Source organism: Microbulbifer harenosus (genome assembly GCF_005771435.1).
In the GTDB taxonomy this organism is placed as follows: Bacteria; Pseudomonadota; Gammaproteobacteria; order Pseudomonadales; family Cellvibrionaceae; genus Microbulbifer; species Microbulbifer harenosus.
On the sequence record NZ_VANI01000015.1, the window covers coordinates 177,248 to 201,247 of the forward strand.

Here is a 24,000-nt window from a genome sequence, read left to right on the forward strand (position 1 = left end):
CTGAATTTTCGGTCAAGCCGCTGGGCGCATTGGCTATTTGGTAAAAGCGGCGTAACTGTCGGCCTTGAATCCGAACAGCGTGTCATTGCCGTGCGTCATTACCGGACGTTTGATCAGCGTTGGCATGTCATTGGCCAGCACTTGCGCACTCGCATTGTCGAGTGCATTTTTCTGTGCATCGCTGAGTTCGCGCCAGCTGGTGGAGCGGCGGTTGAATACCTGCTCCCAGCCGAATTCACCCAGCCAGTCCGCCAGCGGCACGCCGTTCATGCCGTCGTCGCGGAAGTCGTGAAAGGTGTAGTCCACGTTGTTTTGTTCGAGCCACTTGCGGGCCTTTTTTACGGTGTCGCAGTTCTTGATGCCGTAAAGGGTAATCATCGGATTTCCTGTGAAGTTTGGGGCCGTCGGAATCAGGCCTTTTTGACTTTTTTCGGATTCTTGCGCGCGGGATAACAAGTGGTGCAGATCTCGCACACGGTGCCGTCGCAGCCGCGGGCGGAGCAGTATTCGCGGCCATAGAAAATGATCTGCAGGTGCAGCTTGTTCCATTTGTCTTTCGGGAACAGGCGCTTCAGGTCTTTTTCGGTCTGCACCACGTTCTTGCCGGAGGTGAGCCCCCAGCGCTGCGCCAGGCGGTGGATGTGGGTGTCCACTGGAAATGCCGGGTGGCCGAAGGCCTGGGCCATCACCACGCTCGCGGTTTTGTGTCCTACCCCGGGCAGGGTTTCCAGTGCTGCCATATTTTCCGGTACTTTGCCGTGGTACTGGTTCACCAGGATTTCCGAGAGCTTCTGTATTGCCTTGGATTTCTGTGGCGACAGGCCGCAGGGACGGATCACTTCGCGGATTTTCTCCACCGGCACCTGCGCCATATCGTGGGGGTTGTCCGCGAGTTTCCACAGTGCCGGTGTGATCTGGTTAACGCGCTCGTCGGTGCACTGTGCGGACAGCAGTACCGCCACCAGCAGGGAGTAGGCGTCGAAGTGGTCGAGGGGGACCGGGGTTTCCGGGTAGAGTTCTTCCAGGCGGTTCTGGATGTAGTCTACGCGTTCCTGTTTTAAGAGATTTTTTGCGGTCATTGGTTCGCCTGCAAGCAGGCTCCTACATACGGAAGTGGCGAATGCGCTTCGCGGCTTCGATGCATTCTTCCAGGGTGGCAACTAGGGCCATGCGCACGTATTCCGTACCGGGATTCACACCGTTGGCTTCGCGGGCCAGATAGGCGCCGGGGAGTACGGTGATGTGTTGCTGACGGAACAGTTCGCGGGCAAAGATCTCGCCGTCGCCCACCTTAGGCCAGAGGTAAAAGCTCGCTTGTGGTTTCTGCACTTCCAGGCAGCCGTCGAGAATGTTCAGCACGGCATCGAACTTCTGCCGATAGAGTTCGCGGTTTTCCTGTACGTGCTGCTCGTCCTGCCACGCGGCGATAGATGCGTATTGGGTGGGCACTGGCATGGCGCAGCCGTGGTAGGTGCGATACAGCAGAAATTTTTCCAGGATCTCGCCGTCGCCGGCGGCGAAACCGGAGCGCAGCCCCGGCAGGTTGGAGCGCTTCGACAGGCTGTGGAAGACCACGCAGCGGCGGTAATCATCGCGGCCGAGTTCCGCGCAGGCCTGCAGTAGACCGGCCGGTGGATTATTCTCGTCGAAATAGAGCTCGGAATAGCACTCGTCGGAGGCGATGGTGAAATCGTGCTTATCCGCCAGTGCAATCAGCTGTTTCAGTTCGTCGAGATCCAGCAGGGCACCGGTGGGGTTACCGGGGGTGCACAGATAGAGCAGGTCGCAGGATGCCCAGGCGGATTCCGGTACGCTGCTGAAGTCCGGTTTGAAGCCGGTTTCCGCGCTGCAATTGATAAAGTGCGGTGTCGCACCGGCGAGAAATGCCGCGCCTTCGTAGATCTGGTAGAAGGGGTTCGGCATCAGCACTGTGGCGCCGGGGGAGACTACGGCCTGGGCGAAGGCGAACAGCGCCTCGCGGGTGCCGTTGACCGGAATTACCTGGGTGTCGGGGCATACGGCATTTAACTGAAAGCGATTGCGCAGCCACTGCGCGATGGTCTCCCGCAGTGGGTCTATACCCTTGGTAAGCGGGTAAGCGGCGAGCTTGTCGAGATTGTCGATCAGTTCATCGCGCACAAATGTTGGCGGTGTGTGCTTGGGCTCGCCGATGGACAGCGCGATATGAGCGAGATCCTCGGGGCCCTCGATGCCCGCTTTCAGTTTTGCCAGTTTGGCAAAAGGGTAGGGCTGCAGTTGTTGCAAATTTGGATTCATCGTCTTTTCTGCTTATTCGCGTGTTCTTTTCTTCGGCTCTGACATTTACGGCTGCGGCGGCAGCGTCGCCTGGTGCGCATCCAGTTCCTGACAGATGGCCTGTTCCAGTAATTCGATCAGTGCCGGGTCCGTGAGCGGTTCGTCGTTGGCGTCAGTGATATGGAAAATGTCCTCGACCCGCTCCCCCAATGTGGAAATCTTGGCGTTGTGCAGGCGCAGATCGTGGGTGATGAAAATACGCGCAATACGCGCCAGTAGACCGGGGCGGTCGGCGCTGATGATTTCCAGCGTGCTGTAAGTGTCTTCCGGCTCGGTGGAGATATGGGCCTGGGTCGAAAGGTGGAACATCTTTAGGCGGCGCGGGGTGCGGCGCTTGATCACCTTGGAGTAGTCGCCCACCAGCTTCAGTTCTTTCTGCAGGGTATTGCGGATCTGCTCCAGGCGCTGGGGTTCATCCAGTAACGGCTGTCCGGTTTCGTCCAGCACATAGAAGGTATCGAGTGTATAGCCGCCGGCGGAGCTGTACAGGCGCGCATCGTGAATATTCAGGTTCAGCATGTCGAGGCCGGTCACCACCGCAGCGAACACATTGGGCCTGTCCGGGGTATATACGAACACTTCTGTGGCACCGTCGTGTTCGCCGGGGCCGGAGTTGCGGGTAAGGACCACCGTGTCGCTGTCGGCGTCGCGCTTGGGGTCTTTCTGCAGTTGATAAATGGCGGCGGTGTGCCAGGTAATGTTGTCGGCGCTCTCGCGCACGAAATAATCCTCGCCCATTTCACACCAGATATCTTCCACAGCATTGCTGGGTATCCCCATGGCGCGCAGCATGTTGCGCGCCTGCGCCTGGGTTTCCTCGTAGACTTCGTCGCGGTCGATGGGGTTTTCGAGGCCCCGGCGCAGCGCGCGCTGGGTGTACTGATACAGCTGGCGCATCAGGCTGGCGCGCCAGCTGTTCCACAGATCCGGGTTGGTGGCGTTGATGTCGGCCACGGTCAGTGCGTAGAGATAGTCCAGGTGCTCGCGGTCGCCCACTTCCGCGGCGAAGGCGTGCACCACTTCCGGATCGGTGATGTCCTGCTTCTGGGATACCGCACTCATCAGCAGATGCTTCTCCACCAGCCAGCATACCAGGCGGGTGTCGCGAGCGGAGAGACCATGGCGTTGGCAGAAGGCTTCCGCGTCCACCACGCCCAGTTTGGAGTGGTCGCCGCCGCGGCCCTTGGCGATATCGTGATACAGGCCGGCGATATACAGTAGTTCCGGCTTGCGCATGCGCGCAAGGATTTCCGCTGCCAGCGGGAATTTCTCCCAGGCGTCGTCGCCGCGGAACGCGCGCATATTGCGCACCACCTGCAGGGTGTGGGCGTCCACGGTGTAGATATGGAAGAGATCGTGCTGCATTTGCCCGGTAACGCGGCCGAACTCGGGTAGATAGCGGCCGAGAATACCGTAGCGGGTCATGCGCGTGAGTTGCGTGGACAGCCCGCGGGGGCTGCGCAAAAGCTGCATGAACAGGCGCGCATTGGTGGGGTCGGCGCGGAAGCGATCGTCGATCAGGTAGCGGTGTTCGCGGATCAGACGAATGGTGGAGGCGCGCACGCCCTGGATTTCCGGGTTTTTCGCCATCAGTACGAAGATTTCCAGCAGCGCCGAGGGGTTTTCGGTGAAGGTGCGGGTGACCGCGGCTTCGATGGTGTTGCCGCGCAGCTGGAAGCGCTCGTTGATGGTGGTGACCGGCAGGTGCTTGCCGCGCTGCAGAATCACTTCGTCGAGGAACTGCAGCAGCACATCGTTCAGCTCCCGCAGGGCCATCACGATGCGGTAGTAGGTGTGCATGAACTGCTCGACCGCGAGGTGCGCCTCGTTGTCCTTGTAACCGAACTCCCGTGCCAGTTCGCGCTGGTAGTCGAACAGCAGCCGCTCTTCGGGGCGGCCCGCCAGCAAATGCAGGCCGTAGCGTACCCGCCATAAGAAGTCTTCGCCGGATTGCAGGATGGCGAATTCCTGCTCGGTGAAAAACCCCTTGCCCTGCAACTGCTTCAGGGTGCGCACCTGGAAATAGCGCTTGGCTACCCAGTTGATGGTCTGGATATCCCGCAGGCCACCGGGGGCGTTCTTGATGTTGGGCTCAAGGTTGTACTCGGCACCGCGCTGTTTGCGGTGGCGCTCTTCCTGCTCCTCAAACTTGGCCTGGAAGAACTTGTCCGCCGGCCAGATGGCGTCTGGTGTCATGCGCTCGGCCAGCGCCTCGCACAGCGCCGGGTTGCCCACCACGGTGCGGCACTCCAGCAGGTTGGTGGCCACGGTGATGTCTGCTGCCGCCATCTCCACGCAGTGTTCAATGGTGCGCACCGAGTGGCCGATGTCGAGTTTCAGGTCCCACAGGAAAGCTACAAGACGCTCGATGTTGTCGACCACCGTCGCATCGGGCTTGTCGTCGCTAAGGATCAACAGGTCAATGTCGGACTTGGGGTGCAGCTCGCCGCGGCCATAGCCACCCACTGCCAGCAGCGCGATCTTCTGTGGCCACTGGTACTGGTGCCATGCATAGTGCAGCAGGCAGTCTACGAACAGGGCGCGCTCGTAGACCAGGGTGCGCACGTCCTCGCCCTCGCGAAAGCGCCGCGCCATCTGGGTGTTGGCGGCGCCCACTGCGTCGCGGAAAATCTCCAGGCGCGGGCGGGCTCCCTCTTCGAGATCGCGACGGAAGCGCGACTGGTCGAAGAAAAACAGGGGTTTTTCAAAATGCGGGATTTGGGCCAGCTGCATGGAATTCATCTGTTTAGATTCCGGGTTCGGCACGGAGCTCAACTCAGTGCCGGTTGTTCCTTCCCTGGCCGCTACAGGCCATGTTCGCGCGGTTGCGACGCCTCCGATTGAGGCCGCTTAGAAAGACTCCTCCTTGCGCGCGGTCAGGATTTCCACGCCGGTGCTGGTCACCGCCATGGTGTGTTCCCATTGGGCAGACAGGCGGCGGTCTACGGTGACGGCGGTCCAGCCGTCGCGCAGTACGCGGCTGCCGGGCTTGCCGGCATTGATCATGGGCTCGATGGTGAAGGTCATGCCTTCCTCCAGCACCTGCCCGGTGCCGGGCTTGCCGTAGTGCAGGATCTGCGGGTCTTCGTGGAAGACGTCGCCGATGCCGTGGCCGCAGAAGTCTTTCACCACCGAGTAATAGTTGCTCTCCGCGTGCTGCTGGATCACATGGCCGATATCGCCGAGAGTGGTACCCGGACGCACGATTTCAATGGCCTTGTACAGACACTCCTGAGTGATTTTCACCAGCCGCTCGGCGTGGGGGAGCGGGGCACCGACGAAGAACATTTTCGAGGTGTCGCCGTACCAGCCATCTTTGATGACCGTGACATCGATATTGATGATGTCGCCCTTTTTCAGCACCTTGGACTCGGACGGAATGCCGTGGCAGATGACCTCGTTGACCGAGGTGCAGATGGACTTGGGGAAGCCGCGATAGCCGAGACACGCGGGGATGGCCTGCTGCACATTGACGATGTGGTCATGGCAGCGGCGGTCGAGCTCCTCCGTAGTGACGCCGGGAACCACGTAGTCACCAATCATTTCCAGCACTTCGGCAGCCAGGCGGCCCGCGGTACGCATTTTGGCGATCTGTTCCGGTGTCTTTACAGCATTGGTCATGAAGCTTTCCAGGTAACTCGTTCGTGTCTCTATCGACGTGTCCGCCGGGCTGATGCGCGCGGCGGGCGGTTGCGGCGCGGTATTGTAGCGGAATTGGTGCCCGGCGGCATCAGAGCGCCGCTGAGGCGATTTTTCGCCCGCTCTCGGCCGGGTGGTCGGGATGCAGAGTGCGCGCGCCGGGTATCTGGCGGGGTTTGCGCTTCCCGCAACCCTGTGGATGTGGTATAAAGCGCGCCGCTTTGGGCATGTCCCGGGCGAAAACTATTATCTGGAAGCGTGGCTTGTGCCTGCTTCTTATACAAACGCCGCACATATACCGGCACATTCGCCTGGGTGTCTCCGCGAGCGTGGCTTCGGCTGCCGCTGTCGGAGATTGGTGAATGGGGTATGTGGAGGATGCAACCCGGGAAGTGATCGGTATGTTTGAAACCGCCGCTTCCGTCTGATTTTGAGGTTTATTATGCCGCAAGTAAGCATGCGCGATATGCTGCAGGCTGGTGTCCACTTCGGTCACCAGACTCGCTACTGGAACCCGAAGATGGGTCAATACATCTTTGGTGCCCGCAACAAGATTCACATCATCAACCTGGAACACACTGTTCCGGCCTTCAACGAAGCACTGCAGATCATCAAGGGTATGGCTGCGCAGAAGAAGAAGGTTCTGTTTGTTGGCACCAAGCGCGCTGCGCAGAAGGCCATTCAGGAGCAGGCGGAGCGTTCAGGTCAGCCCTACGTCAGCAACCGCTGGCTGGGCGGTATGCTCACCAACTACAAAACCATCCGCGCCTCCATCAAGCGTTTCCGCGATCTGGAAGCCCAGTCCCAGGACGGCACTTTCGAGAAGCTGACCAAGAAAGAAGCGCTGATGCGTACCCGCGCGATGGAGAAGCTCGAGCGCTCCATCGGTGGTATCAAGGATATGGGCGGCCTGCCGGACGCGCTGTTCGTGATCGATGTTGACCACGAGCGTATCGCCATTCAGGAAGCCAACAAGCTGGGCATTCCCGTGATTGGTATCGTCGATACCAACAGCAGCCCGGAAGGTGTTGACTACGTTATCCCCGGTAACGACGACGCGATCCGCGCGATCAAGCTGTACACCACCGCCGTGGCCGACGCCGTACTGGCCGGCGCCGCGAATGCGGGTGGCAGCGCTGCTCCGAGCGAGTACGTCGAAGCCAGCGACGATCAAGCCGCTGCGCAATAAGCCGTAAGGCTACTGGCGGTGTAACACATCTGAGTTACGCTGCAGGGAAAAGGGGCCTCCTATCTGGCCCCTTTTTTTCAAATCCATCAAAGAATTTGAATCTGAACCCGAGGATTGAATCATGGCGATTACCGCGTCAATGGTAAAAGAACTGCGCGAGCGCACCGGTCTGCCGATGATGGAGTGCAAAAAAGCACTGACTGAAGCCGATGGCGATATCGAAAAAGCGATTGAAGACCTGCGCAAGGCATCCGGCCTGAAGGCCGCCAAGAAAGCTGGTCGCACCGCCGCCGACGGCGTTGTTGCTGCCAAAGTTGCCGAAGATGGCAGCTACGGCGTTCTGGTTGAAGTGAACTCCGAAACCGACTTCGTCGCCCGCGATGAAAACTTCCTGAACTTCGTTGGCAAAGTAGTAGACAAGGCATTTGCCGAGCGCCAACAGGATGTCGCCGCGTTGATGGACGGTGCGCTGGAAACCGACCGCGAAGCACTGGTGCAGAAAATCGGTGAAAACATCGGCGTGCGCCGTATTCAGCTGGTCGAAGCTCCGGTTGTTGGTGCTTACGTGCACTCGAATAACCGCATTGCGGTACTGGTTGCCCTGAGCGGCGCTGACGTGGAAACCGCACGTGATATCGCGATGCACGTCGCTGCCGTGAATCCGCAGGTTGTGAAGCCGGAAGATATGTCTCCGGAAGTGGTGGAGAAGGAAAAGGAAATCATCCGTGCCCAGCCGGATATGGAAGGCAAGCCTGCAGAGATCGTCGAGAAGATGATGGGCGGCCGTATCAACAAGTTCCTGAAGGAAAACAGCCTGGTGGAGCAGCCTTTCGTCAAGAACCCGGACGTGACCGTTGGCAAACTGGCCAAGGACGCGGGCGCGGATGTTCTGGGCTTTGTGCGCTTTGAGGTAGGCGAAGGTATCGAGAAGGAAGTGGTTGACTTTGCGGCAGAGGTTGCCGCTCAGGTCAAATCCAGCTCCTGATGCCTTGACAGCCGGTGGCCGCAGGCCGCCGGCACCAGCGGGGTGTTCCCGGTGAGTTCATCAGAATGTCACCGGGGCACCCCGCGCTGGTATCTGGCTTGTAGCAAACCTGCTGGTTGCGGAGTGAGTGAGCGGTTGCGTGAGTAGCCGAATCTGGCCTTCCGGAACCCCCGCGCAGGGCAAGCCATAGGTAAAGCGCCGATTTTGTTGTAATGTTCGGCGGGCGTAACCCGGAATGGGGTAGCGTCTCAACAATGAATTTTGCCCGTAACAGTTGAGGAACAAGGGATGCCAGGTATTAAAGACCGTAAGTACAAGCGAATCCTGTTAAAGCTCAGCGGAGAAGAGCTGATGGGCGAACAGGGGTTTGGAATAAGCCCCAAAGTACTGGACAAGATGGCGCTGGAAATTGGCCAGCTGGTGGGAATCGGTGTGCAGGTCGGCCTGGTGGTCGGCGGTGGCAACCTGTTCCGCGGCGCGGCCCTGAATGCCGCTGGCCTTGATCGCGTGACTGGCGACCATATGGGAATGCTGGCGACGGTCATGAATGCGCTGGCGCTGCGCGATGCGCTGGAGCGCTCGAATATTTCCTCGCGGGTCATGTCGGCGATCCAGATGAGCGGTATCGTCGACCACTACGACCGCCGCGCGGCCATCCGTTACCTGGAGCGGGGCGAGGTGCTGATCTTTGCCGCCGGTACCGGTAATCCGTTTTTCACCACCGATTCCGCCGCCTGTCTGCGTGGGATCGAGATTGAAGCCGAGCTGGTGCTCAAGGCCACCAAAGTGGACGGTGTCTACTCTGCGGACCCGAAACTGGTGCCCGATGCCACCCGCTACGACCGCCTCACCTACGACGCGGTGCTGGACAAAAAGCTCGGGGTCATGGATTTAACCGCAATCTGCCTCTGTCGCGAACACAATATGCCGGTGCGCGTATTCCGGATGGACAAGACCGGTGCACTGCTGAACATCGTTGTGGGTGGCGAAGAGGGCACACTTATTGAAGAGGACCTGAACCAGTGATCAATGACATTAAAAAAGACGCCGAAGGGCGCATGAAAAAATCCATCGAAGCGCTGGGAACCAACTTCAACAAGATCCGTACCGGCCGCGCGCACCCGAGTATCCTCGACGGTGTGATGGTTTCCTACTACGGCTCTGACACTCCGCTGTCCCAAGTGGCCAACGTGAATGTGGAAGATGCGCGCACGCTTTCCGTAACGCCCTGGGAAAAGAACCTGGTTCCGGATATCGAAAAAGCAATTATGAAGTCCGACCTCGGCCTGAACCCGAGCACTGCCGGTAGCGTGATCCGTATCCCTATGCCCATGCTGACGGAAGAAACCCGCAAGAACTTCATCCGCCAGGCCAAGGGTGAGGCGGAAAACGCCCGCGTGGCCATCCGCAATGTGCGCCGCGATGCGCTGGCGGAAGTGAAGGCGCTGGAGAAAGAGAAGGAAATTTCCGAAGACGACGAGCGCCGCGCGGCGGACGAAATCCAGAAACTGACCGATAAGTACGTTGCCGAAGTGGAAAAAGCGCTGGCGGCAAAAGAAAAGGATCTGATGGAAATCTGATGTCTGAGCGCGGTACGGATGTGACGGGACGAGAAGCTGCAGGACCGCGTCATATTGCCATCATCATGGATGGCAATGGTCGCTGGGCCGCGCGCCGGGGCCTGTCGCCGTCCGCCGGACACAAGGCGGGGGTGGAGCGGATCCGGGATCTGATCGAGGCCTGTAAGGAGCTCGGTGTCGAGGTCCTCACGCTGTTTGCGTTCTCCAGTGAGAACTGGCAGCGTCCGCCGAAAGAGGTGGAGCTGTTGATGACCCTGTTTCACTCCTACCTGCGGCGCGAAGCGCGGAGGATGCAGGAGCAGGGTGTGGAGCTGCGGGTGATCGGTCGTCGCGACCGCTTCTCCCCGCGGCTGCAACGCGCTATCGCGGAAGCCGAGGCAATGACCCGGGGCGGCGTGCACGGCACACTGGTGATAGCGGCGGATTATGGTGGCCAGTGGGATATCGCGCAGGCGGCCCGCGCTCTGGCCGAAGAAGTCGCCAGCGGCCGGCGCTCTGTCGAGTCAATAGATGAGGCGGCGCTCGCGGAGCGGGTGCAGTTGGCAGACCTGCCGCCAGTGGATCTGCTGATCCGCTCCAGTGGGGAGCAGCGAATCAGCAACTTTGTCCTATGGCAGGCGGCTTATAGTGAATTTTATTTTACCGATACGCTGTGGCCGGATTTCGGGGTTGATGCGCTGAATGAAGCTATAACGGCTTTTTGCCAGCGGGACCGCCGCTACGGCGGTCGCAGTGAGGATGGACGGGAGGTGCAGGCCCGATAGCGGATGCGAACACAGGTTTCGGCGGATGCTTCAGGCGTGCTCTTCTGGCTGCCAGATTGAACTGATCAAGGGTTAAACGGTGCTAAAACAAAGAATAATTACCGCGCTGGTGTTGGTTGCTCTGTTCCTCGGGTTGCTGTTCTTTGTGCCCATGCAGTGGTTTGCGATCGCGGTAGCGGCAATCATTCTGCTAGGGGGCTGGGAGTGGGCGAACCTTTCAAACCTGAACCGTGCGCTGCGCTTTGTATTCCTCGGTGCTCTCGGTGCCGCACTTATCGGTACTGCCCGTTACGTTTTCAACTTCGAGTTCACAAGTCCGGATATCGACCGCGCGCGCCAGATTCTTGCGGTGGCCTGTGGCTGGTGGGCACTGGCATTTCTCTGGGTGCAGGGATATCCCGCCAGCGCCATGCTTTGGGGTAATCGCTGGGCACGCGGACTGATCGGGCTGGTGGTGCTGGTGCCGGCATGGCTATCGGTTGTAATTCTCCAGGGACTTGAGCACGGCGCCTGGCTGGTACTGTTTGTTGTGGCAGTGGTGGTGGCTGCCGACGTAGGGGCCTATTTCGTCGGCCGCAAGTATGGCAAGCACAAACTCGCCCGAGAGGTGAGCCCGGGTAAATCCTGGGAGGGTTTTTTCGGGGGGCTGGCCGCCTGTCTGATACTCGCGCTGGTGGTGTCTTTTGCGTTTGACCTGCCGGCGAAAAATACTGTGCTGTTCACCTTCGGTGTGCTGGTTACCGCGCTAGCATCCGTGATCGGCGATCTGGTGGAGAGCATGTTCAAGCGCCACCGTGGTATCAAGGACAGCAGCCGGATTTTGCCCGGACACGGCGGTATTCTGGATCGGCTCGACAGTCTCACCGCGGCCCTGCCTGTATTTACCATGGCGGCGTTGGCCAGCGAACTGCCCAAGTACCTGTGATTGGATATCTGTGCGTGGCATCTGCTAAGCGGGGCAAGCGTTTGTCTGTAGATCCCAGGCAGCCATCCCCGCCGACGAGATTCGGCTCCACACTGGCAGTGTCAACCACTGTCCGGTCGGGCCGCTGAGGTTATTCGTTCAATGTATTCCACCCTTCCGCAACCTGTCTGTGTTCTCGGGTCAACCGGTTCCATCGGCGTCAGCACTCTGGATGTGCTGGCGCGTCATCCGCAGAAGTACTCGGTGTACGCGCTCACCGCCCGCGACCGTATCGAGCAGTTGGCGCAGCAGTGCCGGCGTTTTTCTCCGCGCTATGCGGTCGTGCTGGACGATGACAAGGCCGCGCAGCTGCGTCTTGCATTCCAGGCCGACAATCTCGCGACCGAAGTCCTGAGCGGCGTTGACGCCCTTTGCCGGGTAGCGTCAGACGATGCGGTGGCGATTGTAATGGCGGCCATCGTGGGGGCTGCCGGCTTGCAACCGACGATGGCGGCAGTGCGCGCTGGCAAGAAAGTTCTGCTGGCAAACAAAGAATCCCTGGTCATGGCTGGGCCGCTGTTTATGGCGGCGCTGGAGGAGAGCGGCGCCCAACTGCTGCCCATCGACAGTGAACACAACGCGATATTCCAGTGCCTGCCTTACCCCTTCGACGGCCTTGGCGGCGCCGGTGTGGAGCGGATTCTGCTGACTGGCTCCGGTGGACCTTTCCGCACCACGGACCTGGCGGCACTGGATTCCGTGACGCCGGAGCAGGCATGCCGGCATCCGAACTGGTCCATGGGGCGCAAGATTTCCGTGGATTCCGCCACCATGATGAACAAGGGGCTGGAATTTATCGAAGCCTGCTATCTTTTCCACGCCACTCCCGCAGAAATCCAGGTGGTGGTGCATCCGCAGAGTATTGTGCATTCCATGGTGCAATACCGGGACGGTTCGCTTCTGGCGCAGATGGGCAACCCGGATATGCGCACGCCGATTGCGCACGCGCTGGCATTTCCAGAGCGTATCGACAGCGGGGTTGCCGCGCTGGACCTGATTGCTCAGGGGCATCTGGATTTCGAGGCACCGGATGAGTCCCGGTTCCCATGCCTGAAGCTGGCGCGCGAAGCCATGGAGGCCGGCGGTAGTGCGCCGACCACCCTGAATGCCGCCAATGAAATTGCTGTAGACGCTTTCCTTGCCGGCGAACTACCGTTTACCGGGATAGCGCGGCTCATCGAAAAGGTCATGAAAACCACGCAAGTGGTTGAACTGACAGACCTGGATGCAGTCGAATTGGCTGATCAGAGTGCTCGTAAACGGGCAGTGGAAGTGTTGGCAGAGTTGTACGGCGCCCATGGGGGCGCACCGAGCCCGCAAACGAGATCAAAGTAAACTGACACCATGCTAGATTTCTTACAGACTGCAGTCTGGGCCCTGGTAGCCCTCGGCGTACTGGTGAGCTTTCACGAGTTTGGCCACTTCATCGTGGCGCGCTGGTGTGGCGTCAAGGTGCTGCGCTTCTCTATCGGCTTCGGTCGCCGGTTGGTTTCCCGCTACGATCGCCATGGCACTGAATTCACTATTTCCGCGATTCCCCTCGGCGGCTACGTCAAAATGCTGGACGAGCGCGAGGGGGCAGTGGCACCGGCGGAACTGGATCGGGCCTTCAATCGCAAAAGCGTGTGGGCGCGTATGGCCATTGCGGCGGCGGGCCCCATTGCCAATTTTCTACTCGCAATTGTGCTGTTCTGGGGCGTGTTCCTCGGCGGCACTTCCGGCCCGGTACCGGTGGTTGGCGATGTGGAAGCCGGCAGCCTGGCGGCGGTCGCCGGTCTGGAGCCGGGGCAGGAAATCCTCGCAGTCGACGACGAGCCCACACCCACTTGGCAGGCGTTGAACTGGCGCCTGGCTAACCGCCTTGGTGACAGCGGACATATCAAGTTTTCCGTGCGCTATCCGGATTCCTCCCTGGAATACCACATGTATGCGGATATCGACCGCTGGCTGGCAGGGCGCGAGGTGCCTGACCCGCTGGAAGAGATCGGTTTGTCACTGTGGGTGCCTGAGGCCAGTATGAAACTGTCTCAGGTGATGCCCGGCAGCCCAGCGGAGCAGGGTGGCTTGCGGGTGGGTGATGAGATTGTGGCCACAGACGGGCAGGCGTTCTCCACCTGGGATGACTGGACCAGTTACATCAAGGCGCATCCGCAGCAGCCGGTTCAGGTGACCGTGGTGCGGGATGGTGTGGAACAGGCGCTGACTGTCACTCCTGATTTGGTCGAAGTGGATGGCGGCGAGACGATCGGGCGTGTTGGTGTGGCTCCGGTCGCTGCATCTTGGCCGGAAGAGAAGGTGCGTCGCTATCACTATGGTGTATTGAGTGCGCTCAACAAGGGCCTGAAGGAAACCTGGGACAAAACACTTTTCACCCTCGACAGCCTGAAAAAATTGCTGTTCGGGCAGCTTTCGACCCGCAACTTGAGTGGCCCAATCACGATTGCTAAAGTGGCCGGCACTTCGGCGGACGCCGGTTGGCAGTCATTCCTGTCTCTGCTGGCATTGTTGAGCATCAGTCTCGGAGTGTTGAACCTGCTGCCCATTCCGGTGTTGGATGGCGGACATCTGCTTTACTACGGCATCGAAGCCGTCAAAGGCTCGCCAGTGTCCGAGCGGGTGCAGATGATTGGCCTGCAGGTGGGCATGGCCATGGTGTTGGGCATCATGGCGTTGGCGTTGTACAACGACATTCTTCGACTTTAGTTGTCATATACGGGTGCCTGAAGGCATGCGAGAAATGAACGGGCCCGACGCCCGGCTGGAATTGCGAATAAAAACTCGGAATTAGTAGATGAAAAATTTCCTGAAAGCGGCTTCGCTCGGCCTGGCTCTGCCAATTACTGCCTATGCACAGTCGTTTGTGGTCAACGATATTCGCGTAGAGGGTCTGCAGCGGGTTTCCGCCGGCACCGTGTTCGCGGCACTCCCGGTACGGGTGGGCGATCAGGTCGAGAGCGTGGAGATTCAGAGTGCTACTCGCGCGCTGTTTCGCACCGGATACTTTCAGGATATCCAGATTGGCCGCGAGAACGGGGTGCTGGTTATCACCGTGCGCGAACGCCCGGCCATTTCCAAGATTGAAATTACCGGTAACAAGGCGATCAAGACCGAAGACCTGCTGAAGGGCATGAATGATAACGGTCTTGCGGAAGGCCAGATATTCAAGCGCGCGACGCTCGAGGGTCTGGCCCAGGAGCTGCAGCGCCAGTATGTCGCCCAGGGTCGCTACGGCGCCAGCGTAACCACCGAGGTGAAGGAGCTGCCGCGCAATCAGGTAGAGCTGAAAGTGGTGGTGGACGAGGGTTCTGTTGCCGCAATCAAGCACATTAATGTGGTGGGCAACCAGGCTTTCTCCGATGACGAGCTGGGTGAAATCTTCGAGCTGCAGACCACTGGCTGGTTGTCATGGTTGAACAGCGACGACAAATACTCCCGGGAAAAACTGACCGGCGACCTTGAACGGCTCGAATCCTACTATCTCGACCGTGGCTATCTCGAGTTCAAGATCGACTCCACCCAGGTGTCGCTGAGCCCGGACAAGAAAAGTGTTTTTATCACCGTTAATATCACCGAGGGCGATGTCTACACCGTTTCCGATGTGGAGCTCGCCGGTGACCCGGTGGTGTCAGAAGAAGAGATCCGCCGCCTGCTGCTGGTGCGCAAGGGGCAGACCTTCTCTCAAGTGTTGATGACTACCACTTCGGATTACATCACCAAGCGCTTGGGTAATGAGGGTTACACCTTCGCAGAAGTGAACGGTATGCCCGAAGCCAACGAAGAAGACAAAACCGTCAAGGTCACCTTCTTTATCGACCCGGGCAAGCGCGCCTATGTGCGCCGCATCAATTTCCGTGGCAACACCCGGACCTCTGACGATGTACTGCGCCGGGAAATGCGGCAGATGGAGTCCGCTTCTGCATCCTCCGCGCGTATTGAACAGTCCAAGGTGCGCCTCGAGCGCCTTGGCTACTTCAAAGAAGTGCAGGTGGAAACCACCGAGGTACCCGGCACCTCTGACCAGATCGACGTGGAGTACACCGTAGAAGAGCAGCCCTCCGGCTCTATCGGTGGCACCGTGGGCTACGCCCAGGGCAGTGGCCTGGTGCTCGGGGCCAATGTGCAGGAGAACAACTGGCTGGGTACCGGCAAATCCGTCGGTTTTGCGGTAAACACCTCCAAGTACCAGACGGTGCTCAACTTCTCCTACACCGATCCTTATTTCACACCCGACGGCGTCAGCCGCGGCTTCAACGTGTTCTACCAGGAGCGCGACTACTCCGAGATCAACCTGTCCAGCTATAACACCACCACCTATGGCGCGGGGTTGAGCTTTGGTTACCCCATTTCGGAAATTTCTCGTATTGGCCTGAATATCGGCGTTAACCACCTTGAATTAAGTACCGGTCGCGGCTCCGTACAGGAAATTATCGACAGTCCTCGTCCGTTAGCTGATGCCATTGGTGAGGTGGATCGTGATGATGTAGAAGCGATTAGAGCTGAACTGGAGCAGGCGGCGAAAGCTGGGGACGCTCTGGATCTGAGTATGCCGGTCGATCCGAATTTGGTGAATACGAATTTGGACGGCTTTGTTGATCTGTATGGCGATGAATTCGATACTTGGTCAATTACGACCTCTTATGCGCGTTCGACCCTGAACCGCGGTATTCTTGCCACCCGTGGTGCCTCGCAGCAGGCGTCGGTGGAGATCGCCCTGCCCGGTGGAGATCTCGAGTATTACAAGTTCATCTATACCGCGCAGTATTTCCGCCCGCTGACCAAGGACCTGACGCTGCGCCTGCGTACCCGCTTGGGCTATGCGAACGGTTACGGTGATTTGGATGAGCTGCCGTTCTTTGAAAATTTCTACGGCGGCGGTTTCGGCTCGGTGCGCGGTTTCGAGCGCAATACGCTCGGTCCGCGCTCCACGCCGGCGGTAGACTATATTCCTGCACCCTGTGCAGTTAATGCCGAGGGCATTTACTCGGTATGTTACGTGCTGGACCCGGAAACCGGTGAATTGGTGACAACCAGTCCAACTCGCAACCCGCAGCCATTCGGCGGCAATATTCTGGTAGAAGGCAGCGCTGAGGTGATCTTCCCGATTCCTTTCGTGAAAGATCAGCGCTCCATGCAGTCTGCATTTTTTATCGATGCGGGTAACGTATTCGAGACAAACTGTGGCGCCACCCAGCTTAACTGTTACGATATCGACGTCGATTACCTGAATGTCTCTGCGGGTATCGGTCTGACCTGGATTACCGGGTTCGGCCCTCTCACCTTCAGCCTGGCCAAGGCACTGCGTGAGAACGAAGACGACGATGTGGAAGTGTTCCAGTTCTCACTGGGTAACAGTTTCTGATAAGGGGGTGCCGCTGTCCCGCTTGGGGTTTTGTGTGGGGCGGCCGGCGGTTCTGATAATAATGTGCGCCTTTTAGTGCACCTAAATTTATAAGTTACGGAGAGTAAACGTGTTCAAATTTGCAAAAGCTGGTGCAATTCTGTTGGTCGGTCTGCTGTTTGCTGGTGCTGCATCTGCGCAAACCAAAGTGGCGGTAGTCAACATCCAGGCCGCGATCATGAGCACAGAAAAGGCGAGCGCGAAAATCAATGCCCTCAAGACCAGTTCCGAGTACTCGCAGCTGCAGAACAGTGCGGAAAATATTCGTGCAGAGGTGCAGAAAATGGCCGAAGACGCACAGAAGAATGGCGTGACCTGGTCTGAGGAGAAAAAAGCGGAAGAGCAGCGCAAGATGAACTTCAAGCGCTCAGACTTTGAAACTGCGGTTAAAAAGTTGCGCGCAATGGAAGGGCAGGCGGTGCAGGATCTGCAAAAGGATCTCCTGCCGAAGGCCAAGGAAGCACTGGAAGCCGTGATCAAAGAGCGCAAACTGGATCTGGTGCTGGATGCCAGTGCGGCCGTTTATGCGGGTGATGGTGCCAACCTGACCGAAGAGCTGGTCAAGCGTCTGAACGCTGCGAAATAATTTCCCATCGGTGAAAAAATCCATGAGCGAACAGCCAACGCTGGCTCAGTTGGCTGAAATACTGGGCGCCGAGCTGCGTCTGGCTGCGGGAGTCAGCGGTGAACTGGTGCCCGCAGGTCTCAGTACGCTGCAGGATGCCAGTCAGTATGAAGTCAGCTTTCTGGCTAGTGCCAACTACCGGCGTTTTCTCACCAGCACGCGCGCCTGCGCGGTGCTGGTGTCACCTGAGCACGCGGAATCCTGCCCGGTAACGGCGCTGGTGGTGGCGAACCCGTATCACGCATTCGCACGTGCAACGGCGATTTACGACAGAACCCCGCAATATGCCGCCGGTATAGATACAAGTGCCAGCGTACATCCCAGCGCGGAAGTGCACAGTACCGCATTTATTGGTCCGGGTGTGGTTATCGAAGCCCATGCGAAGGTCGCCGAGTACGCGGTGATCGGCCCCGGGTGTGTGGTGGGTGAGGGCAGCGAAATCGGTGCCCGTTCACGGCTTTACCCCAATGTGGTCATATATCATGGCTGCTTTATCGGTGCCGACTGCAGTGTGCACAGCAACACTGTTATCGGCGCCGATGGTTTCGGTTTTGCACCGAGCGAGGGGCGCTGGGTCAAGATCCACCAGCTCGGCGGTGTGGAAATTGCCGATGAAGTGGAGATTGGGGCCTGCACCTGTATCGACCGCGGCGCGCTGGGAAATACGCTGATCGGGCGCGGGGTGAAGATCGACAACATGGTGCAGATCGCGCACAATGTGCAAATTGGTGACTATACAGCCATGGCGGCATGCTCCGCCGTTGCGGGTAGTGCCGTTATCGGCAAACACTGCACCATTGCTGGTGGCGCCGGTATTGTCGGCCACGTCACTATTGCCGATCATAGCCATGTTAGCGCCCGCACACTGGTGACCAAGTCCATAGATGAGGCCGGTTCCTACTCCAGTGGCACGCCATTTTCCGATACTCGCTCATGGCGGCGGAATGCGGTGCGCTTCGGGCAGCTGGATCAGATGGCCCGGCGTCTGAGTGAGCTCGAAAAGACGCTTGCGGGCAGTCTCGACCAGAAGGCGGGCAGTACACCGCCAGGCGACAGGAATTAGAATCCGGATTTTTGCCGGTTTCAAACAATCAGATTTTTTAGCAGATTCGGGGCGTTCGGCGCCCCGAAGTGGTTTCTGGGGACAATTCGTCATGATGGACGTTCAGGAAATTCGTCAATACCTTCCGCACCGCTACCCTTTTCTTTTGGTAGATCGTGTCGTCGAGCTGGAGGAAGGCAAGTCGATCAAGGGCTATAAAAACATCTCAATCAATGAAGAGGTCTTCAATGGCCACTTTCCGGCAATGCCGATTTTTCCGGGTGTAATGATTGTGGAGGCTCTGGCTCAGGTTTCCGGCATTCTCGGGTTTAAAACATTGGGGCAGAAGCCGGAAGACGGTTATCTGTACTTGTTTGCCGGTATCGACAATGTGCGTTTCAAGCGTCAGGTCGTACCGGGGGACCGCCTGCAGCTGGAATCGGAAGTGGTTTCCGAGCGTCGCGGTATCTGGAAGTTCTCCGGAAAGGCGAGTGTAGATGGCGAACTGGCGGCAGCCGCAGATATTCTGTGCGCAGTTAAAAAAATCTGAGCTGCTGCCAGTGAATGACGGGTTGCGATAAAACAGCGATTTGCGCGGACAGATTTTACGATGTTGCGCGGCCCGAACCGGTGAGGAGATAACCACAGAATGCAGACGAGTATTCATCCGACCGCCATCGTCGATGACTCGGCAAAAATTGGCGAAGGTGTGCACATCGGCCCCTACAGTGTGGTCGGGCCGGATGTCGAGATTGGTGATGGGTGTGAGATTGCCTCCCACGTCGTGCTCAGCGGGCCGACAAAATTGGGCAAAAACAATCGCATTTACCAGTTTGCCACTGTGGGGCAGGACACCCCGGACAAGAAGTACCAGGGAGAGCCCACCACACTGGTGATTGGTGATGACAATGTGATTCGCGAAGGCGTCACTATTCACCGCGGCACAGTGCAGGACCGAGGTGAGACTACAATTGGTGACGGCAATCTGCTGATGGCCTATGCGCATATCGGCCATGACAGTGTGATCGGCAATCACACCATCCTCGTCAACAATGTGGCGCTTGCGGGGCATGTGCATGTAGGCGACTGGGCTATTCTCAGTGGTTATACCCTTGTTCACCAGTACTGCACCATTGGTGAGCACGCATTTACCGGAATGGGATGCGGTGTTGGCAAGGATGTGCCCGCCTATGTGATGGTGGCAGGCAATCCCGCGGAGGCCAAGACGATCAATTCTGAAGGCCTGCGGCGCCGGGGATTTAGTCGTGAGGACATCGCGCTGATCAATCGCGCTTATAAAGTCGTTTACCGCCGCGGTTTGACCACCGATGAGGCATTGGAGTCTTTGCTGCAGTTGCGGCAGGAATCCGCGGTGATCCAGCCATGGATAGATTCTCTGCAAAATTCTACGCGCGGAATAGTCCGTTGAAGGCGCCTGGGTCGGAAACGCGCACATTGCGGGTTGGTATTCTGGCCGGGGAGGCTTCAGGCGATATTCTCGGCGCGGGCCTGATTGCGGCGCTCAAGAAACGTTTTTCCGCGGTGGAGGTGCGCGGTATTGCCGGCCCTCGTATGCAGGCACTGGGCGCGGAATCCCTGTTCCCGATGGATCGGTTGTCTGTCATGGGGCTGGTGGAACCGCTGAAGCGTCTTCCCGAGCTGCTCCGTATCCGCCGCACTCTGCGCGAGAATTTTCTCGCCGATCCTCCTGATGTTTTTATCGGTATTGATTCACCGGATTTCAATCTGGGGCTTGAGGAGGCGCTGCGCTCCGCGGGCATTCCCACGGTGCATTATGTCAGCCCATCCGTGTGGGCCTGGCGTCAGGGGCGGATAAAGAAGATCGCCCGCGCCGTGGACCATATGCTTACGCTGTTGCCGTTTGAAGCGGATTTTTATCGCGAACATCAGGTACCGGTAACGTTTGTCGGCCACCCGTTGGCCGATGAGATTCCGCTGGATGTCGATGTGGCGGCAGCGAGACAGGCGCTCGGGTTTGCTCCGGAAGATGAGGTCGTCGCGCTACTGCCCGGCAGTCGCGGTGGCGAGGTCCGGTTGTTGGGGCCGTTGTTCCTGCAGGCGGCACTCTGGTGTTCTCAGCGGCGCCCTGGTCTGAAGTTTGTGCTGCCGGCGGCGAGCCCGGATCGCAAGGCGCAAATTGAGCAGCAACTGTCGCAGTTGGCAGGTATCGAGGCGCTTCCGCTGACCGTACTGGATGGCAACTCCCAGCAGGCATTGGCTGCCGCCGACGCGGTATTGATCGCGTCGGGTACCGCCACTCTTGAAACCATGTTGATGAACAAGCCAATGGTGGTGGCCTATAAAATGGCGCCGCTCACCTATGCGATTTTTTCGCGAATGCTGCATACCCCTTGGGTTTCTCTGCCGAACCTGTTGGCGCAGCGAGAGCTGGTGCCGGAAATTCTTCAGGACGATGCGACTCCGGAAGCACTGGGGGCGGCGCTGTTGAACTATTTTGATGACCCCCTGCTCGGCGATCGCCTGCGCCGGGAGTTTAGCGAGCTGCATCAGCAACTGCGTCGCGACGCTTCAGAAAAAGCGGCGGATGCCGTCTGTAAATTGTTGCACGGCTGACTCTCAATCCAGTGCATTACCCCTCGCGGAAAAATTCCCTATGAAGAACAGTGCATCCCTGCCTCCGTATGTTTGCTCCTACACCGGCACGCTGCTGGCCGGTGTCGATGAGGTCGGGCGCGGTCCACTGGCGGGGGATGTGGTGGCTGCCGCGGTGATACTCGACCCGGCGAATGCAATTGAGGGCCTGGCGGACTCGAAAAAACTCAGCGAGAAACGGCGCGAAGTATTGTTCGATGAAATCCGAGAGAAAGCGCTGAGCTTCTCCATTGCTCGCGCGACCGTCGAGGAAATCGACCAGCTAAACATTCTGCATGCCAGTATGCTGGCAATGAAGCGTGCGGTTGAGCAACTGTCAGTGCAACCGGAATTCGTGCTGGTGGATGGCAATCGCAAACCCAGTTGGCGCTATGCTTGCGATGCGGTGATAAAAGGAGATGATCGGGTTGCCGCGATTGCGGCAGCGTCGATTCTCGCCAAGGTTACGCGGGACCGGGAAATGGTTCTGTTGGATCAGAAGTATCCGGGGTACGGTCTTGCCGGCCACAAAGGCTATCCGACCAAGGCACATATGGCAGCTCTGGCGGAGTTGGGTGTAACACCGATACACCGTAAGAGTTTTGCGCCAGTGCAGCGGCAGCTGGCGCTGGTGTAGCGCGGAAATTTTACCGATGTCAGCCGTGGACTTTCCTGATTCGCGCGCTGGTGATCATCTTGTCTGACACTTCCACGATTTCTATCAGATAGTTTTGGATATACAGGCTGATATTGCCTTCCGGAATGCTTTCCAGATGCTCCATGATCAGGCCGTTGAAGGTTTTCGGCCCATCGGTGGGGAGGTTCCAGTGCAGGGTGCGGTTGATGTCGCGTATCGAAGTTCCGCCATCCACCAGGTACCAGCCATCCTCCTGCTCAACGATTTCCTCATCGTCACTGGGCACCGGGCTCGCGGTAAAGTCGCCGACAATCTCTTCCAGCAGGTCTTCCAGGGTCACAATCCCCATTACCTCGCCGTACTCGTCCACGACCAGCCCCATGCGCCGCTTCTTCTGCTGAAAATTCATCAGCAGTGTGGGCAGGGGAGTGGCCTCGGGTACGAAATAGGGTTCATCCAGGTGTGACTTCAGCGTTTCTGCCGTGAGAGTTTCCGGGCCGTCGCGCAGGATTTGTGCGGCGCGCCGCAAGTGCAGAATGCCCACCACATGATTGATATCCCCGCGGTATACCGGAAGACGAGTGTAACTGCTTTCCGCCAGCTGCTTCAGGATCAACTCGGCAGAGCTGTCGAGATCCAGGCCGATGACTTCGTTGCGGGGAATCATGATGTCTTCCACCGTGGCCTGATCCAGATCCAACACATTTAGCAGCATACCCTTGTGTTTTGTGGGCAGCAGTGCGCCGGATTCGAATACCACGGTGCGCAGTTCTTCCGGTGCCAGATGCTCGGCTTCGGACTCTTTGCCCGCTTCCACACCCACGAGCCGTGCCAGGCCGTTGGAAATACTGCCTACCAGCCACACGAAAGGTGCCATCAGCCACATCAGCGGGCGCAGTGCCAGGCTCGCAGGAAAGGCAACTTTCTCCGGGTGGAGGGCGGCGATGGTTTTCGGTGTCACCTCTGCGAAGATCAGGATGACGAGTGTGAGTGCCGCGGTAGCGTAGGCGACACCGGCCTCGCCGTAGAGACGGGTGAACAACACGGTGGTAATGGCGGTGGCGAGAATATTGACCAGGTTGTTGCCGATCAGGATCGCGCCAATCAGCTTGTCCGGACGCGACAGCAGATCCACGGCGCGCTTGGCACCGCGATGGCCGCTCTTGGCCTGGTGGCGCAGGCGGTAGCGGTTCAACGCCATCATGCTGGTTTCAGAACTGGAAAAAAAAGCGGAAATAACTATCAGCAGGCCTATCAGCGCAAACAGTAGGCCGGGGGGCATCTCGTTCAAGGGGGAACTCTTTTTATGGAATCAGGGCGATATTGGAACAGTTTGCCAGTGCTCGCAAGTTTGCTGCGGTCAGTGTCGGGCGAAAATGACTTCCAGCGCCAGTTTGCTGCCAAAAAACGCCAGCATCAGCACCGCAAAGGCAGACAATGTCCAGCGCACGGCGGTATTGCCGCGCCAGCCTTTTTGCCAGTGTCCCCACAGAAGAATGCTGTAGAGAATCCAGGCGAGAATAGACAGTGCGGTTTTATGCACCAGATGTTGTGCAAACAGGTCGTCGACAAACAGCGCGCCGGTCACCAGTGATGCGGTCAGCAGCATCTGGCCGAAGGCGATCAGCCCGAACAGTAGGCTTTCCATGGTCTGTAGCGGTGGCAGCTGGCGACTGATACCCGACGGGCGGTGGTTATGCAGCTGCTGATTCAGCCAGTAAAGGTAAATCGCCTGAAGGGTGGCGAGGGTCAGCAGTGAGTAGGCAGAAATGGAAAACAGGGCGTGCGCGGCAATACCCGGGGAGGTCTGCGCGCGCGGCGGCACCCCGCCCCAGGCGTGAACAGCGGCCATCTCTGCCAGGGCCGCTAGTGGGGCTATGGCGAGGATCAGCAGGTTGAGCCGGTGGCGCAGTGACAGGAAGAGAAGCAATACAGCCACGGAGCAGGTGATCAGGGATAGCACCGCTGCGAGATCGAAGCGAAACCCCTGGTCTGAAAGCAGGGTGAATTTCAGAGATACTGCGTGGGCAATGACCGCGCAGGCGAACAGCCCCAGCAGCAGAGGCCGCCGGGAAGTGGAAGATGGGCGAGACAGGGACGCAACCGCTACAACGGTAGTGGCTATATAAAGTGCGATTGCTATCCAGTGGGCCAGAGCCGCCATCGGGGTAGATCCGTCGTCTTTTATCTTGAAGTTCCGGGCCAGCAGTGTGTCACAGCGCGCCTGTGCTGGAAAGCCCGGCTGGGC

At 58.6% G+C, this 24,000-nt stretch carries 22 protein-coding genes; 15 read left to right on the forward strand and 7 right to left on the reverse strand.

The annotated features are described in order from the left end of the window. Positions 1–33: 33 nt before the first annotated feature. The 5 genes from FDY93_RS14765 to map form a co-directional block, all read right to left on the reverse strand. The gene (locus FDY93_RS14765; protein ID WP_138236520.1) at positions 34–378 is read right to left on the reverse strand and encodes an ArsC family reductase; all 345 of its coding nucleotides are present in this window, start codon (positions 376–378) and stop codon (positions 34–36) included. Positions 379–410: 32 nt separating this feature from the next. Then, positions 411–1,079: an endonuclease III gene (nth, locus tag FDY93_RS14770; RefSeq protein ID WP_138236521.1), complete on the reverse strand. Its 669-nt coding sequence runs from the start codon at positions 1,077–1,079 to the stop codon at positions 411–413. A gap of 22 nt (positions 1,080–1,101) precedes the next feature. Further along, positions 1,102–2,277 (reverse strand): succinyldiaminopimelate transaminase, encoded by a 1,176-nt coding sequence (dapC, locus tag FDY93_RS14775; RefSeq protein ID WP_138236522.1) that lies wholly within the window; start codon positions 2,275–2,277, stop codon positions 1,102–1,104. A 45-nt stretch (positions 2,278–2,322) separates the two neighbouring features. Next, positions 2,323–5,058 carry a [protein-PII] uridylyltransferase gene (locus FDY93_RS14780; RefSeq protein WP_138236523.1) on the reverse strand — a complete coding sequence of 912 codons (2,736 nt, stop codon included), beginning with the start codon at positions 5,056–5,058 and terminating at the stop codon, positions 2,323–2,325. Between the two features lie 108 nt (positions 5,059–5,166). Continuing rightward, positions 5,167–5,937: a type I methionyl aminopeptidase gene (gene map, locus FDY93_RS14785; protein WP_138236524.1), complete on the reverse strand. Its 771-nt coding sequence runs from the start codon at positions 5,935–5,937 to the stop codon at positions 5,167–5,169. 460 nt (positions 5,938–6,397) lie between these two features. Between map and rpsB the strand changes: the two genes are divergently transcribed. The 15 genes from rpsB (at position 6,398) to rnhB (ending at position 21,752) form a co-directional block, all read left to right on the forward strand. Then, complete coding sequence (gene rpsB, locus FDY93_RS14790; protein ID WP_138236525.1) at positions 6,398–7,144, forward strand: 30S ribosomal protein S2; 747 nt, start codon at positions 6,398–6,400, stop codon at positions 7,142–7,144. A gap of 121 nt (positions 7,145–7,265) precedes the next feature. Further along, on the forward strand, positions 7,266–8,129 hold the full coding sequence (gene tsf, locus FDY93_RS14795) for a translation elongation factor Ts (RefSeq protein WP_138236526.1): 864 nt from the start codon (positions 7,266–7,268) through the stop codon (positions 8,127–8,129). 288 nt (positions 8,130–8,417) lie between these two features. Beyond that, positions 8,418–9,155, forward strand: a complete 738-nt coding sequence (gene pyrH / locus FDY93_RS14800) for a UMP kinase (protein ID WP_138236527.1) — start codon at positions 8,418–8,420, stop codon at positions 9,153–9,155. Next, positions 9,152–9,709 (forward strand): ribosome recycling factor, encoded by a 558-nt coding sequence (gene frr / locus FDY93_RS14805; protein WP_138236528.1) that lies wholly within the window; start codon positions 9,152–9,154, stop codon positions 9,707–9,709. The genes pyrH and frr overlap by 4 nt, the downstream gene beginning before the upstream one ends. Continuing rightward, positions 9,709–10,473 (forward strand): polyprenyl diphosphate synthase, encoded by a 765-nt coding sequence (gene uppS, locus FDY93_RS14810; protein WP_138236529.1) that lies wholly within the window; start codon positions 9,709–9,711, stop codon positions 10,471–10,473. The genes frr and uppS overlap by 1 nt, the downstream gene beginning before the upstream one ends. Before the next feature lie 79 nt (positions 10,474–10,552). After that, the gene (locus tag FDY93_RS14815) at positions 10,553–11,398 is read left to right on the forward strand and encodes a phosphatidate cytidylyltransferase (RefSeq protein ID WP_138236530.1); all 846 of its coding nucleotides are present in this window, start codon (positions 10,553–10,555) and stop codon (positions 11,396–11,398) included. 141 nt (positions 11,399–11,539) lie between these two features. After that, the gene (gene ispC / locus FDY93_RS14820; RefSeq protein WP_138236531.1) at positions 11,540–12,772 is read left to right on the forward strand and encodes a 1-deoxy-D-xylulose-5-phosphate reductoisomerase; all 1,233 of its coding nucleotides are present in this window, start codon (positions 11,540–11,542) and stop codon (positions 12,770–12,772) included. A gap of 9 nt (positions 12,773–12,781) precedes the next feature. Beyond that, entirely contained in the window at positions 12,782–14,140 is a 1,359-nt protein-coding gene (rseP, locus tag FDY93_RS14825; protein ID WP_138236532.1) for an RIP metalloprotease RseP, read from the forward strand. Positions 14,141–14,228: 88 nt separating this feature from the next. Further along, positions 14,229–16,796, forward strand: coding sequence for an outer membrane protein assembly factor BamA (gene bamA / locus FDY93_RS14830; RefSeq protein ID WP_138236533.1), 2,568 nt, complete (start codon positions 14,229–14,231; stop codon positions 16,794–16,796). 109 nt (positions 16,797–16,905) lie between these two features. Further along, a complete protein-coding gene (locus FDY93_RS14835) occupies positions 16,906–17,421 on the forward strand; it encodes an OmpH/Skp family outer membrane protein (RefSeq protein WP_138236534.1) in 516 nt (171 codons plus the stop codon). Between the two features lie 22 nt (positions 17,422–17,443). Next, positions 17,444–18,523, forward strand: coding sequence for a UDP-3-O-(3-hydroxymyristoyl)glucosamine N-acyltransferase (lpxD, locus tag FDY93_RS14840; protein WP_138236535.1), 1,080 nt, complete (start codon positions 17,444–17,446; stop codon positions 18,521–18,523). Positions 18,524–18,614: 91 nt separating this feature from the next. Continuing rightward, positions 18,615–19,052 (forward strand): 3-hydroxyacyl-ACP dehydratase FabZ, encoded by a 438-nt coding sequence (fabZ, locus tag FDY93_RS14845; RefSeq protein WP_138236536.1) that lies wholly within the window; start codon positions 18,615–18,617, stop codon positions 19,050–19,052. A 99-nt stretch (positions 19,053–19,151) separates the two neighbouring features. Next, positions 19,152–19,931, forward strand: a complete 780-nt coding sequence (gene lpxA / locus FDY93_RS14850; protein WP_138236537.1) for an acyl-ACP--UDP-N-acetylglucosamine O-acyltransferase — start codon at positions 19,152–19,154, stop codon at positions 19,929–19,931. Between the two features lie 26 nt (positions 19,932–19,957). Beyond that, entirely contained in the window at positions 19,958–21,097 is a 1,140-nt protein-coding gene (lpxB, locus tag FDY93_RS14855; protein ID WP_246068594.1) for a lipid-A-disaccharide synthase, read from the forward strand. A gap of 40 nt (positions 21,098–21,137) precedes the next feature. Beyond that, positions 21,138–21,752 (forward strand): ribonuclease HII, encoded by a 615-nt coding sequence (gene rnhB / locus FDY93_RS14860; protein ID WP_138236539.1) that lies wholly within the window; start codon positions 21,138–21,140, stop codon positions 21,750–21,752. Between the two features lie 19 nt (positions 21,753–21,771). On the opposite strand, the gene FDY93_RS14865 is transcribed toward rnhB, so the two are convergent. Then, the gene (locus FDY93_RS14865) at positions 21,772–23,043 is read right to left on the reverse strand and encodes an HlyC/CorC family transporter (protein ID WP_371808083.1); all 1,272 of its coding nucleotides are present in this window, start codon (positions 23,041–23,043) and stop codon (positions 21,772–21,774) included. Positions 23,044–23,112: 69 nt separating this feature from the next. Next, positions 23,113–23,916 carry a cytochrome C assembly family protein gene (locus FDY93_RS14870; RefSeq protein WP_138236540.1) on the reverse strand — a complete coding sequence of 268 codons (804 nt, stop codon included), beginning with the start codon at positions 23,914–23,916 and terminating at the stop codon, positions 23,113–23,115. Positions 23,917–24,000: the final 84 nt, after the last annotated feature.